11 protein-coding genes, 1 tRNA gene and 1 pseudogene are annotated in these 13,059 nt (G+C 63.5%); 8 read left to right on the top strand and 5 right to left on the bottom strand.

Annotated elements, in window-relative coordinates; genetic code table 11:
• Window positions 1-97: 97 nt before the first annotated feature.
• Window positions 98-2,098, top strand: a pseudogene (locus C468_RS15990) (methyl-accepting chemotaxis protein); the annotation flags it as partial.
• Between the two features lie 90 nt (window positions 2,099-2,188).
• Here C468_RS15990 and C468_RS15985 read toward each other — a convergent pair.
• Window positions 2,189-2,713: a DoxX family protein gene (locus tag C468_RS15985; protein ID WP_008849940.1), complete on the bottom strand. Its 525-nt coding sequence runs from the start codon at window positions 2,711-2,713 to the stop codon at window positions 2,189-2,191.
• A 137-nt stretch (window positions 2,714-2,850) separates the two neighbouring features.
• On the opposite strand from C468_RS15985, the gene C468_RS15980 reads away from it, so the two are divergent.
• Together C468_RS15980 and C468_RS15975 are read left to right on the top strand one after the other, a co-directional pair.
• The gene (locus C468_RS15980) at window positions 2,851-4,296 is read left to right on the top strand and encodes a hypothetical protein (RefSeq protein WP_008849939.1); all 1,446 of its coding nucleotides are present in this window, start codon (window positions 2,851-2,853) and stop codon (window positions 4,294-4,296) included.
• Window positions 4,297-4,318: 22 nt separating this feature from the next.
• The gene (locus C468_RS15975) at window positions 4,319-5,107 is read left to right on the top strand and encodes an ABC transporter permease (RefSeq protein ID WP_008849938.1); all 789 of its coding nucleotides are present in this window, start codon (window positions 4,319-4,321) and stop codon (window positions 5,105-5,107) included.
• 31 nt (window positions 5,108-5,138) lie between these two features.
• On the opposite strand, the gene C468_RS15970 is transcribed toward C468_RS15975, so the two are convergent.
• Window positions 5,139-6,515, bottom strand: a complete 1,377-nt coding sequence (locus C468_RS15970; protein WP_008849937.1) for a hypothetical protein — start codon at window positions 6,513-6,515, stop codon at window positions 5,139-5,141.
• A gap of 245 nt (window positions 6,516-6,760) precedes the next feature.
• Here C468_RS15970 and C468_RS15965 point away from each other — a divergent pair, with 245 nt between their 5' ends.
• From C468_RS15965 to C468_RS15955, 3 genes are all read left to right on the top strand, one after another.
• On the top strand, window positions 6,761-7,969 hold the full coding sequence (locus C468_RS15965) for an ABC transporter substrate-binding protein (protein ID WP_008849936.1): 1,209 nt from the start codon (window positions 6,761-6,763) through the stop codon (window positions 7,967-7,969).
• Between the two features lie 69 nt (window positions 7,970-8,038).
• Complete coding sequence (locus C468_RS15960; protein WP_008849935.1) at window positions 8,039-8,848, top strand: ABC transporter ATP-binding protein; 810 nt, start codon at window positions 8,039-8,041, stop codon at window positions 8,846-8,848.
• Window positions 8,845-9,624 (top strand): ABC transporter permease, encoded by a 780-nt coding sequence (locus C468_RS15955; RefSeq protein ID WP_008849934.1) that lies wholly within the window; start codon window positions 8,845-8,847, stop codon window positions 9,622-9,624. Before C468_RS15960 ends, C468_RS15955 begins: the two co-directional genes overlap by 4 nt.
• Here C468_RS15955 and C468_RS15950 read toward each other — a convergent pair whose 3' ends face one another.
• The 3 genes from C468_RS15950 to C468_RS15940 all read right to left on the bottom strand — a co-directional run bounded on the left by C468_RS15950 (window position 9,625) and on the right by C468_RS15940 (window position 12,041).
• Complete coding sequence (locus C468_RS15950; protein ID WP_008849933.1) at window positions 9,625-10,284, bottom strand: flavin reductase family protein; 660 nt, start codon at window positions 10,282-10,284, stop codon at window positions 9,625-9,627.
• A 127-nt stretch (window positions 10,285-10,411) separates the two neighbouring features.
• A complete protein-coding gene (locus C468_RS15945) occupies window positions 10,412-11,005 on the bottom strand; it encodes a CoxG family protein (protein WP_008849932.1) in 594 nt (197 codons plus the stop codon).
• A gap of 46 nt (window positions 11,006-11,051) precedes the next feature.
• Complete coding sequence (locus C468_RS15940; RefSeq protein ID WP_241431022.1) at window positions 11,052-12,041, bottom strand: hypothetical protein; 990 nt, start codon at window positions 12,039-12,041, stop codon at window positions 11,052-11,054.
• Window positions 12,042-12,143: 102 nt separating this feature from the next.
• Here C468_RS15940 and C468_RS15935 point away from each other — a divergent pair, with 102 nt between their 5' ends.
• Both C468_RS15935 and C468_RS15930 read left to right on the top strand, forming a co-directional pair.
• Window positions 12,144-12,743 (top strand): hypothetical protein, encoded by a 600-nt coding sequence (locus C468_RS15935; protein WP_008849930.1) that lies wholly within the window; start codon window positions 12,144-12,146, stop codon window positions 12,741-12,743.
• Window positions 12,744-12,906: 163 nt separating this feature from the next.
• Window positions 12,907-12,977, top strand: a tRNA-Gly gene (locus tag C468_RS15930).
• Window positions 12,978-13,059 lie beyond the last annotated feature (82 nt).

The following is a 13,059-nucleotide window of genomic DNA, read 5'->3' as shown; positions in this document are numbered from 1 at the left end:
GACCCCGGTGGTCTCGGTCAGGGTGCCTTCGGGGACACACGACCGGCGTGCTGTCCCACGAAGGAATCCTCGCGCTTCAGCGCGGGGAGGATGTCAACTCGTCATGGAGGTCACCCTGGCCCCGGTCGTGTCGGACTTCCGCCAACCGACCGACGGCGCGTTCACGACGGTCGTGCAGACCGACGGGACGGTCGTCGCCGGCGACCGAGAGGGAGTCACCGGTGAGCAGTACGACGAGGGGATGCGGACCGCCCTGTTCGACGGCGAGCGCCCCGTTGGTCACGTCGGGTCGGCGGCGTTCGAGTTCACCGAGGGGACCGAGTACTTCGTCGCGTACGCGCCGGTCCCGTCCGAGGACTGGTCGGTCGCGGTCCACGTTCCCCTCTCGGAGGCGTACGCGCTCTCCGGGATGATCGGTCGGAACCTCCTGCTCATCGTCGGGGTCGCTGTCGTCGGGCTCGGGCTGCTCGGCGCGACGCTCGGCCGCGGGACCGTCGTCGAGCTCAACCGGCTCGGAAAGCGCGCGCGGGAGCTGGAGGCCGGCAACCTCGACGTGGACCTCGCGTCGAGCCGGCGGGACGAGTTCGGCGACCTCTACGGATCGTTCTCGACCATGCGCGACTCGCTGCGCGAGGAGATCGAAACGGCCGAGACCCAACGGGAGCGTGCGGAGGCGGCGAAGGCCGAAAGCGAGGCGTTCGCGCGGACGCTCGAGGAACGCGCGGCGGCCTTCGGCGCGACGATGGAGGAGTGCGCCGACGGCGACCTCACCGCTCGGCTCGACGCCGAACCCGACGACCCCGAGGCGCTCCGCGAGATCGCCGACGGGTTCAACGACGCGATGGACGAGCTTGAAGCGACGATCGCCGAGGTGGACGCGTTCGCGGCCGAGGTCGCCGAGAAGAGCGAGGCGGTCACCGACGGCACCGACGAGGTCGCCGAGGCGGGCCGCGAGACGAGCGACGCGGTCGACGAGATCTCGGCGGGGGCGGAGCGCCAGAGCCGTCAGCTCGGCGACGTCGCCGGTGAGATGGAGGACATGTCCGCGACCGTCGAAGAGGTGGCCGCCTCCGCTGAGCAGGTGGCGACGACCTCACAGGAGGCGAGCGACCTCACCGAGCGCGGGCGCGAGGCGACCGGGGACGCGGTCGACGAGCTGCACGCGATCGAGGAGCGGTCGGAGTCGGCCGCGGAGACCGTCGAGCGGCTGGAGGCCGAGATGGAGGAGGTCGACGAGATCGTCGAGGCGATCTCGGAGATCGCCGACCAGACGAACCTGCTCGCGCTGAACGCCTCGATCGAGGCCGCCCGGGCGGGCGAGGCCGGCTCCGGGTTCGCGGTCGTCGCCGAGGAGGTGAAGTCGCTCGCGGAGGAGACGCAGGAGTCGGCGGCCGAGGTCGAGGCGCTAATCTCAGGCCTCCGCGAGCGCACCGACGAGAGCGTCGCCGAGATGGCCGCGATCCGCGAGGGCGTCGGCGACGGGGTCGACACCGTCGAGCAGGCCGAGGACGCGCTGGAGGCGGTCGCCGAGCGCGTGACCGAGGCCGACGACGGGGTCCAGGAGATCTCCGGCGCGATGGATGCGCAGGCGTCGTCCGTCAGCGAGGTCACCGGCGCCGTCGACGACCTGGCCGGCGTGAGCCAGCAGACGACCGCGGAGGCGACGACCGTCGCCTCGACGGCCGAGGAGCAGGCCGCGACGCTCCGTGAGGTCTCCGAGCAGGCGCACGACCTGACTGAACGCGCACGCGACCTGCGCCGCATGACCGACGCGTTCGACGTCGACGACACGGAGACGACACAGGGTGGCGACATGAGTGTCGCCGCCGGACGCGAGACCGTGACCGGTTCCGAGGCCGAAGCTGATGGCGAGAGCCCCTCGGAAGTCGAGCACGAACCGGAGTCGGAGGGCTCCGCGTTCACCTTCGGTACGGAGGAAGCAAGCGGCTCGGACTCGTCGGTGAGCGCCGACGGCGGCGTCGCTCGCGAGACTGACGAGGCGGACGAAACAGGCGAAACGGACCTGACAGACGAGACGAACCAGACAGACCAAACGGGAAGACACGACGGGGCGTCCGACAGGAACGCTGAAGAGTAGCCGCGCCGCCTTCCGCGACGGCCGGATCCGTCTCGTGCCGATTCCGAGGGATCGGCGGCCAATCAGCTCGAAACAGGTTTCCGACGCGACCTAGCCGAGCAGTATGGTGAGCCGCGGGTTGTTCTTGACGATGTCGAGCTCTTCGATCCACTGGTCCAGCCCGAGGATGCGACCGGCTCCCGCCGCGCCCAGCGCGAACAGCAGGAACGCGTAGATCAGGTGGAAATCAATGAAGATCGCGTCCGGGAAGGGGTAGGCCGACGCCCAGTAGAACAGCATCATCATCGCTCCGAAGAACGCGCTCAGCCGTACGAACGCCCCGACGAGGAGCGCGATCCCGACGAGCGTCAGCCCGACCTGATTGAGCGGGGTCAGCAACCAGACCCAGTCGGCCATCGCCACCCACACGTCGACCAGCGGGTTCGCCTGGTCGACGTTGAGCAGGAACGGTCTAGCACTCCAGTTCGGGTCGATGACCTTCACGATTCCCGCGTAGAAGAACACCCATCCCATCATCAGCCGCAGCGTGAACAGAGCGTACGCTATCCACGTCTCCGAGTACGTAAACTCGACTTCGCGGCCGAACAGCTTGGCTGATGCATTTTTCGGCGACATACGAGTGTCGTCTGCACCCTACTCAATAAGGTTGATCCTCTCTTTTCAGACCTCAGGAATCCTCCGAAAACTGCGGCGTTCCACCGGCTGGGAATGACTGGCTAGGTTTATTAAATAACGCCGTCGTGGGATTACACATGAGTAAGGACTCAGCGATATCGTCGGACCTCGAAGAGACCCTCCAGGGACACCGACGGGGGAGTGACTCCTCGGGAACGCTGGTCGTCAGCGATCAAGAGGGGTACGTCGGCGACTCGATCACGTTTAAAGGCAGGAACCTTCCGGCCAACGAGCGCTACGAGATCAAGTGGAAGACGAGCGACGGCCGCTGGGGCGTCCTCAAGGCGAACGAGGTTGTTGGCCCGCAGTACCACCCACGGACGGAGACCGTCGCCACCGTCACGACGGACGGGTCGGGCGCGTTCGACGAGGAGTGGACCGTCGCCCAAGACTACGGCGGCGAACACCGGATCGAGGTCGTGGACGGTGAGTCGACGGTCGCCACGGCGACGTTCACGATCCTCCCGCACTTCGAACTCGAGAACACCGAGGCCCCCCTCGGCGACTTCTTCACGATTACCGGCTACGGGATCGGGCCGAACGTGGTCACCAACAACTACCAGGTCGCCTGGGACAACGGCAACGCGGGCTTCATGACTGGCGTGATGAACCGCGGCACCGCGACCGCCCGCGTCCGCGCGGCCGGCCCGCCGGGCAAACACGTCGTGCAGGTGTGGCGCAACTACCGCGGCGTCCCGTACCTCCAGAACAACACCCAGTCGCCGTACGGCCCGGTCGCCGACGGGCGGCAGTCGCAGTGGACCGTCGAGGTCACCGAGCCCGAGGGCGAGCCGCGGACGGCGTGGCTCGACGAGCAGCTCGACGAGAGCCCGATCAGCATTCACTACCCGGAGATCGACGAGGAGACCGACGCGGAGCTGTCGATCTCGCCGTCCTCGGGGCAGCCCGGTACCTCGGCGTTCATCACCGGCGAGAACTTCCCGGCGAACGAGGAGGTCAACCTGATCTGGTACCGCCACGAGGGCCACCGCGTCAAGGGGGTCCCGATCACGCCGGAGCCGAAGCCGGACGTGCTCCCGACGGTCACGACCGACGACGACGGTGCGTTCCAGACGGAGTTCACGATCCCGAGGGCCGAGGGCTCCACCCGGCCGATCACGGCCGCGGTCGGCGGCCGCGAGATCGCGGTCACCGGCTTCATGATGCAGCCCTCGATCGAGACGTTCACGCCGACTAGCGGCCCCGTCGGGACGACGATCGAGATCGAGCTCTCCGGCGTCGGCTGGCCGGTGTACGAGAACGCCCCGTACTTCCTCTACGACAACAAGCCGCTGGGCTACGTCTGCGGCCTGACCGACGACGACGGCGGCGGGACCGTCCGGCTCGAACTGCCGGCCACCGGCGAGCCCGGCTGGCACTTCATCGACGCCGTCCCGATGATCTTCGAGATGCAAGAAGAGGAGCCGGAGTTCGAGCTCCGACCGCACCTGTCGTATCTCGACAACCACCCGATCCGGCCGCTTCCGGCCTACCACATGGCGTTTAAGATCACCGAGGAGTAGTCACGCTCCCGCTGGATATTCGATGAACACCGACCGTCTCTATCAGACGCTCTCGATCGTCACCGCAGTAGTCGCCTGGCAACTCGCTGTCGGCGTCTTTGGAGTGGTAGATCCCGGAGTCTTGCCGCCACCAGCCACCATTTTTCAGCGCACGCTCGAATTACTCGGCGAGCGGTCGTTTCTCAACCACGTTTCGGCGACCATTGAACGGACACTCCTCGCCTCAGTACTGGCGACCGTATTCGGAGTCAGCGTCGGGGTCATCATGGGATGGAACGACACCGCGAAGGCACTACTCGGACCGCTGTTCTCTGCGGTCTATCCGATTCCGGTTATCGCGTTGCTCCCGCTAGTGGTGCTCGTGTTCAGCACCGACAGGAGTGCGCTCGTGTTCACGGCCGCACTCGGCGGCTTTTTTGTCGTGTTGTGGAACGCGATGAACGGTGCCCGGCAGATACGGAATATCTACTTCGACGTGGCGGCTGACAACGGTGCCACGAGTTCAATCACGATCTTTCGGGAGATACTTCTCCCCGGATCTCTACCGGCCATCTTCGTCGGCCTCCGATTGGCGATGAACACGGCACTGCTCATCGTCATCTCGGCGGAATTGCTGGCCGGCGGGCGAGGCCTGGGATATTACCTCTGGGTGTCCTATCAGACGTACTCACTGGGTGACGTCTACGGGACGCTGGTCGTTATCGCCGTCATCGGCGTCGTTATCACGTATGGACTCCGGTGGCTCGGCGAACGACTCATTACTTGGACGCCCGATGAGGATGGTCGGCCCGCAGAAAGTACTCCTCGGTGAATTAACAAAAAAGGCAGAACACAGCGAGGTCCTACTCCGTGACTTCGAACGCGAAGTGGAACGCCGGCACCGGCCGCATCGGATGGTTGTCTAGGTACGAGAGGTGTGCGTTCAGTTCGAACTCCGGCTCCTCTTCTTGCATCCGGAAAATCGTCGGGTAGGCGTCGATGAAGTGCCACCCCGGCTGTCCCGAGGCCTGCAAGATGGTCCGAATCGTCGTCCCTTCCTCCTTGTCGCTGAGCCCGCAGGCATAACCCAGGGGGCCGTTGTCGTAGACGAAAAGCGGTGACATCTCGTACTGGGTCCAGCCCACGCCAGTGAGTTCGATTTCGATTTCGGTTCCGATCGGACCGCTGGTCGGCGAGAACGTCTCGATCGAGGGCTGCATCATAAAGCCGGTCACTGCCACATCACGTCCCCCGACCCGGGCGGTTATCGGTCGCGTCGATCCGATGTCTTTCGGAATCGTCACGTCAACCTGGAAGCGGCCGTCCGCGTCGGTCTCGACGGTCGGCAACACGTCCGGCCACGGCTCTGCAGTAATCGTCGGCAGTGGCGGTTTGTCTGGGCCTTGCGGTTCGTGGCCGCTGTGGTGGTACCAGATGAGGTCGACCTCGGTGTGGGGCTCGAACTCCGTCCCGGTGATAATCGCCTCCGTTCCGGATTGGCCGTACTCCGGCGAGATAGACAGATTGGCTTCTGTCGCCTCGTCTAACTCGGGGTAGTGCGTGCTGAGCGGGCGCTCCTCGGGCATGGGATCGACCCAGGCAGTGTGCGGTTCCGTCTCGGGTTCGGTCACGTCCACAGTCCAGGCCGTCTTGCGCCCGTCCGCGACTTTCCCGTAGGGAGATTGGGTGTTGTTCTGAAGGAACGGCATACCGCGGTATCCCCGCCAAATCTGCAGGATGTGCTCGCCCGGCGGCCCGACGGCGCGGATTTCGGCCGTCGCCGTGCCACGATTCTGGACCCCCGTCAGGAATCCGACAGTGGTGTTGTCCCACGCGACCTGGTAGTTGTTTACCATCACGCCGGGACCCAGTCCGTAGCCCGTGACCACAAATGAGTCGCCGAGTTCTGCACTCGTCCGGTCGAGTTCGAACCACGGCGAGATCTCGAACTCGGCCTGATCGACGGTCGTTCCGCCCTGCGTACAGACCGAGACGGTGTGGAAACTGCCGTAGTCTTCCGGTATCGTCCACTCGTAGTCGAAGCGCCCGTCCGCGTCGGTGGTAACCGTCGCAATCGTTTCTGTCCGCGGGCGAAACTGTGGCCCGACAATTTCGTGTGCCTCGAGAACACCCCAGGACCCTTCGACAGTTCGCCACTCGATGTCGAACTGTTCACCAGTCGGGAAGTTCCGACCGTGGAAGGTGAGCTTCTCACCGACGTACCCACTCTCGTCGCTCAAAACGAGTGTTCCTCGATGGTCAGTCTGTCGGCGGTGTAACTCGTTGTCTTCCGCCTCAGAAGATGTATTTCGCCCCATAATATCAACTCATATTACATTCCTCATTAGTTGTTTTGGAGGTTGCCACTATCTCAGAATCCGATGACCGAGAAAGAGGGCCTCCTTTTAAGAAGTCAAAGAGAGGAACGTGTCACATGCAACGCACGGATCGGCCGTCTGACGACGCAACGGGCCGACGGTCATCGATGTCGAAACAGAACGAGACAAACTACCAGAGCACCGAACGTGACACGGTACCCTCCCGCCGAAAGTTCCTCGGTGCCGCCGGAGCGACGACGGCCGCCGCGCTCGGTGGCTGTCTTGGGTCAACGCTAGGGTCGGGCGGTGTCGACACTGTGACGTTCGGGACGCTTCCCATCGCAACGGTCGTGCCGGTGCTTATCGCCCAAGAAGAGGGATACTTCGAGGATCGGAACATCGAGGTCGAACGCGAGCGAATCAACGGCGTCCCGCTGGCGACGCCGGAGTTGTCGTCGGGCGACATTGACGTCGCAGCCGGGTCGTTCGGAGCCAGCATCGCTAACTCCATCGCACAGGACGTGCCCATCAGAATCGCGGCCGACATGGCACAGCACTACCCGAACGTTCCGGGAGCAGCACGAGTTTGGGCACGAGAGGATATCTACACGGAGGACGCCACCTTTCCGGAGATCGCCGACGCAGTCGACGGGCCGCTGTCGGTTGCACACAACGCCGAAGGCGGCTCACTCGACTACATCCTCGGTCGGGTGCTTGCTGCAAACGACATGAGTTGGTCGGACGTGGAGGTCAGCGAGATACAGTTCTCGAACATGGTGTCGGCGATGATGTCCGGCGACACGGACGTGTGCATCGTGCCGGATCCGCTGGGACTGGCACTAGCGAACAACGCCAACGCCGGGCACGTCCTGTATGGGTCGGCGGTCGCCCCCCGGATGCAGATTGCCGCGTACTTCTTCGGTGGGCCGTTCATCGAGCAGCGAACAGACGTCGCCGTCCGGTGGCTCGAAGGCTATCTTAAGGGCGTCCGGAAGTACTACGAGATGGGATCGTACCCGAACGACGAGGTCGCGACCATTATCAACGACGCGTTCGACATCAATAAGCAAGCGATCAAGTCCTCGGTCCCGGCAATCCCGAACAAGAACGGACGTGTCAACCAAGACGATGTGATGCGCCAACAGGAGTACCACGCCTGCCGGGGGTACATTGACGAAACCGTCGACCGGAGTACACTGTTCGATACCTCCCTGCTGTCTGACGCACTCGACTCGGTCGGGCGCGTCTCCGAGGCGGAAGCGACTCCCTCACCGGATCAGGTCCAACAGTGGGGCGAGAACGCGCCGCAGCAGTACACGCCCATCGGCGAGATATCACAGCTGCCCGACTTCCCGAGCGACACTAGCTGCCAATAGTTGACGCCACTGACTATGGATCGAGACCCACCGAAAGCGTTCAATGGGCAGGAGTCGAAGACCGCAGGGATGGATGAGACCGTCCAGGAGGTGTCTTCGACCGTATCGCCGTGCATCCGCGCACGCGGCGTCGGGAAGACCTACACTACCCGGTCAGACGAGGTCGAGGCTCTGAAAGACGTGGATCTGACGGTCGGCGATCAAGAGTTTTTTTGCCTGCTTGGTCCCTCGGGCTGCGGGAAGTCGACGTTCCTCCGAATCCTTTCGGGACTCGTTTCCGAGTACACCGGTACGGTCGAGATCTCACCGTCGCGCACGGACGGTGGCTCCGTCACGAATATGGTCTTTCAGGAACACGGCATCTTCCCCTGGAAGACCGTCCTCAATAACGTCGCGTTCGGGCTAAAGATGGACGGTGTCGGGAAACAGCGACGCCACGAGAAGGCCCGCACCTACCTGGAAAAAGTTGATCTTGCGGACTTTGCCGACGCCTATCCACATCAGCTATCTGGCGGGATGAAACAGCGCGTCGCCATCGCTCGCGCGTTTGCGAACGACCCCGAAGTTCTTCTGATGGACGAACCGTTCGGCGTGCTGGACGCACAGACGAAACGCAACCTCCAGACGGAACTCCTCTCGCTATGGAGTGAAACCAAAAAGACGGTCGTCTACGTCACACACGACATCGAGGAGGCAATAACGCTGGGTGACCGACTGGCGGTTATGACGGCCAGACCCGGCAGCGTCAAGGAGGTGCTGGACGTCGACCTGCCGCGACCACGAACCCGTGGATCGATACCGACCGACGAGTTCACGACGCTGCGGGAGCGAGTCTGGGAACTGTTGAGCGAAGAAGTCCAGCAGTCCGTCAATCGATGAGCCAGTCCCACCGCCGTCGACACAGTTCGCCCCGGCGGCTCGGGTTCCATATCGCCCCTCTCCTCGCGGTGTTGGTGTGCTGGGAAGTGTTCGCCCGACTAGCGGTCCTCAATCCAACCTTCTTTCCACCGCCGTCGGTCGTCGTGGGCGTAACCGGTCAGTTGCTCATTGAGGGATCCCTATTGTATCACACTTGGGTTAGTCTGCGCCGTATCCTGCTCGCCTTTTTGATAGGTGCCACGAGTGGCATCGCGATCGGCCTCTGGATGGGGTGGTCGCGGCCGATTCGGCTCATCGTGAACCCGTACGTGAGTCTGTTCTACCCTATCCCGAAGATCGCGCTGGTCCCCATCATGTTCACGCTGCTGGGCGTGACCGAGACGGTTCGGGTGTTGGCAATGAGCATCGCCATATTCCTGCTGGTAGCAGTCAACACGATGGGCGGCGTCCAACAGATAGATGACGCCTATATCGATGCAGCACTCGACAACGGTGCCGGGACGCTGGCACTGTACCGCGACGTACTGATTCCCGGGTCGCTCTCGGAGATCTTCGCCGGCCTGAGTCTCGGCCTCGGCGTCGGTTTCAACCTTATCGTTGTCATAGAGATGCTCGCGGCGAAATCGGGACTGGGCTATCTCATCTGGCGATCCTGGCGTCTGTTCACCATTCAGCGGATGTACGCCGCGCTGGTTATGATAACCCTGTTGGGAATCGTTTTCATCTACGGCGTGGACGCACTTGGCGACCGCCTGACTTTCTGGGAAGCCGAGTAGTTACTCGCTGTACTGCTCGCGGAGCTCCGGCGGCAGCGAGTCGACGACCCCGTCGCCGGGGAACCGCTTGATCGACTCGGCGGTGATGTCGGCGTAGTAGCGGTATTTGGTCTTGGTCTCCTCCTCGCCCCAGTCGCTGCCCATGTAGGCCAGCACGTCGGCGTCCGGCGACAGGAGTCGACCGTCCATCCCGCCGGCGGTGACGTAGGCGTTCTCGACCTCCCCGAAGTAGTAGGTGCAGTCCATGAACTCGAACGACTCCATCACCGAACACTCGATGTTACCGGTGGCGTCGGCCAACAGCGGCACGTCGACGTCCCGGCCGGGAACCGTTTCCAGGTCGAGATGCTCGATCTTGTCGATGTCCCGCCCGCTGACCATCCCCGACAGCGTCAGTGCGTCGATCATCCCCGTCGACGGCGCGGCCAGCACGAACTCCCCGCTCTCCTCGATGAGCTCGTAAGTCAGCGTCTTGTGGCTCACTGCGAGCAGATAGCGGAACGGGTTGTACCCCGCGAGCATCCACCACGAGGCGGTCATGAGGTTCGGGCCCCGCTCCTCGCTGTTGGAGACGACCAACGACACCACCTTCGGTTTAAATAGGGCGGTCGAGTCGTACTCGGAGATCTCGTCGAACACGTCGGTGGGATCGGCTGTCATTGGGTGTCTTTTCGATTGCGCACCTATATATGACCTGCAAAAACGCTCTGACGCGGCAGGCGGCGGGTAGAGTCGTGCGAGACGGCTGACCGCTGGCGAGCGGGACCGGAACCGCACCGGGCAGCCCTTACTCGCCTTCGACGACGGTTTTGACGTTCTCGAAGTAGCGCTTGATGTCGCGGTTGACGATCGGTCGGAGGAGCCGCGGGCTCATCGTCCCGACGCCGCCGCTGATCGACACCTCGGCGGAGTAAGCCAGTTCGGCGCCCCCATCGTCGGCCGGTTGGATCTCCATCCCCGCCAGGATGTCGAAGTCGCTGCCCGTCTTCGAATCGAACGCGGTGGCGCTCGTCACCACGGTGTCGGGGGGATTCATCTCGACGAACTCGGCCTCGCCCGATAGCGAGACGGTGAGGTGGCTCACCCCGCGCGTGATCTCGACAGTGTACTTCCGTTCGGAGACGCGCTCGATCGACTCCGCGCCCGGCACGCACTCGGTCAGCGTCACCGGATCCGAGATCGTCGACCAGAGGTCCTCGGGCGTCGTCTCGATGGCCACCGAATCCGAAAACGTCAGCGTCCCGTCGGCGGCCTCGGTGTCGGTCTCACCCGCCGTGTCGGTCTCCGCACTGGCCTCGCCGTGTTCGTCCGTGTCGATCGGCTCCGCGTCCGTTGGTGCGGCGGTGTTCCCGCCGGATGACTGTGTGTCGTTGTGGTTCATTGGCAGTGTGTGCGGTGTAAAAATCGGTCCCGGAACCGCGGCGGCCCTACAGTTCGATGATCGTGAACTGGTTCGAAGCGATGCCGACGTTGTAGTAGTCCGCATCGCCGTTGGTGACGACGACCTCGTAGCCGTAGGTCTCGGGGGCCAGATCCGCGGTGTCGAGGGTCCCGGACCACTGCGGTTCGGAGTCCTCGCCGCCTTCGTTCCACGACATATCGATCGGGTCGAACGCGCCGTCCGTCGACTCGATCGTCACGGAGTCGAGGGTGTCGCTCCCGACGATCTCGCCGCTCGAGCCGTCGTAGACGCCAATGACGAACGTGACGTCCATCTCCTGGGTGAACTGCCGTTCCGGGCCACAGGACTCGACGAAGCCGACCGACTCCTCCGGAGCCTGGTTGTTCCACCACGTCTCGGTGGTGACGACGTAGTTGGTCGGGTTCGAATGCTCGATGACCTCGAAGGAGTCTTCGAGGATACCGACGGTCTGGTAGTTGTCGTCGCCGTTGGATACCTCGACCGTGTACGAATACGAGCCGACCTCTGTGTCCTCCGGAATGACGAACGAGCCGCCCCACTCGTCGGCCGGGTTCTCCTCGTCGTCGCCGGCCCAACCGAGTTCGACATTCTGGAGCCCATCGACGTTGACGACGACGCTTTCGAGGTCCTCGTCGGTGAGCTGGTCACCGGTCTCGGGGTCGAAGATGCCCACGTAGAAGACCGCCTGCATCCCCGGTACGAAGTACCGACTCGCGGAACACGACGAGATGAATCCCGCGCTCTCGGGGACGCCCTCGGAGCCGGCGCCGGTCTCGGCGGTGACAACGTAGTTCCGCGCTTCAGAGGATCCGCCGTCGGACCCGTCGCCGCCGTCGTCGCCGTCGTCGCCCATACAGCCGGCCAGTCCGACGGTCGCCCACGTCGCCGCGCCGGTGGCTAACAGCCGTCGACGCGTCGTGCTCGCCGTTCCCGAATCGCTGGCGCTTGTTTGCTGTGAATCTGTTCTACTAGCTTGCCGTCCATCGGACCCCATGATTCGACTCACTCATCCGGAATATATAAATGGAACCCCGCTTCACTGGAAGTTAATAACCCGTCTTTAGATTTATATGCTGTCCGGAGGATACCAGCTAATATGAATCGAGACCAGCCTTCAGAACGAACCGACAGCACCTCCACCGAGTCGTCGGACGCGACCGATTCGCCGGTGACGCGCCGCCGTCTGGTCGCGGCGAGCGCGGCCACGTGGGCCTCGGTCAGCCTCGCGGGTTGTACGTATATCACTGACCCCGGGGTTGACTCCGATGAGGGGCCGACAGTCACCAACGAGACGACAACGACTGGCAACACGACGAACGGGTCGACGAACGAGTCCGAAGGCGGGTCGACGAACGAGTCCGGAGGCGATTCGGGCGACGACTGCGCCAGTCTCGGGCGGTTCTCGGCCGGGATGGAGGTGGGCCTCCACGTCGGTATCTTCGACCCCGAGACCGGCGACCCACTGGGCGCCGAGGCGATCGACTCGGTCGTCGTCGAGTTCCCCGACGCGGACTACGGCCCGATCGAACTCAACTGGGAGGGCGCACACGAGGCGTGGGACCGCTCGACGTGGGGATCGAAGATCGTCACCGACGAGGACACCGACCCCGGCGACTACGAGTACGAAGTCCACATCAAGGGCGGCGAGGCCACCGATATCGCGACCACGGTCACCAACCAGTTCACCATCGTCTGACCGCTTTTTCCGACAGTTCCGGTCTCGCGTCTCACACCGGTCGACCGCCCTTCGTCGACCGCTTTTGGTTATCCGACGACAGTTCTCGGCGACGAGAACACGGAACGTTTATCAGAACTGTTCGGCCTACGTGTAGACGCGTTCAGTAACGAACGCCCAACGCGCGCCGGTGGTCTAGTGGTAGGACCTGAGCCTTCCAAGCTCATGGCCCGGGTTCAAATCCCGGCCGGCGCATTTCTCGAACGAAGTGAGAGAAATCGCCGAGAGGGATTTGAATCAGAGAGCGAGCGTAGCGAGCGACCGTGGTTCAAATCCC

It is taken from the genome of Halorubrum kocurii JCM 14978 (assembly GCF_000337355.1).
In the GTDB taxonomy this organism is placed as follows: Archaea; Halobacteriota; Halobacteria; order Halobacteriales; family Haloferacaceae; genus Halorubrum; species Halorubrum kocurii.
Note: the sequence above shows the minus strand (reverse complement) of the source record. Positions and strands in the feature narration are given on the sequence as shown.

Excerpts from the sequence above, each read along its gene's own strand:
- C468_RS15985 (WP_008849940.1), bottom strand. The coding sequence starts at position 2,713 with ATGTCGCCGAAAAATGCATCAGCCAAGCTGTTCGGCCGCGAAGTCGAG.
- C468_RS15980 (WP_008849939.1), top strand. The coding sequence starts at position 2,851 with ATGAGTAAGGACTCAGCGATATCGTCGGACCTCGAAGAGACCCTCCAG.
- C468_RS15975 (WP_008849938.1), top strand. The coding sequence starts at position 4,319 with ATGAACACCGACCGTCTCTATCAGACGCTCTCGATCGTCACCGCAGTA.
- C468_RS15965 (WP_008849936.1), top strand. The coding sequence starts at position 6,761 with ATGTCGAAACAGAACGAGACAAACTACCAGAGCACCGAACGTGACACG.
- C468_RS15960 (WP_008849935.1), top strand. The coding sequence starts at position 8,039 with ATGGATGAGACCGTCCAGGAGGTGTCTTCGACCGTATCGCCGTGCATC.
- C468_RS15955 (WP_008849934.1), top strand. The coding sequence starts at position 8,845 with ATGAGCCAGTCCCACCGCCGTCGACACAGTTCGCCCCGGCGGCTCGGG.
- C468_RS15950 (WP_008849933.1), bottom strand. The coding sequence starts at position 10,284 with ATGACAGCCGATCCCACCGACGTGTTCGACGAGATCTCCGAGTACGAC.
- C468_RS15945 (WP_008849932.1), bottom strand. The coding sequence starts at position 11,005 with ATGAACCACAACGACACACAGTCATCCGGCGGGAACACCGCCGCACCA.
- C468_RS15940 (WP_241431022.1), bottom strand. The coding sequence starts at position 12,041 with ATGGGGTCCGATGGACGGCAAGCTAGTAGAACAGATTCACAGCAAACA.
- C468_RS15935 (WP_008849930.1), top strand. The coding sequence starts at position 12,144 with ATGAATCGAGACCAGCCTTCAGAACGAACCGACAGCACCTCCACCGAG.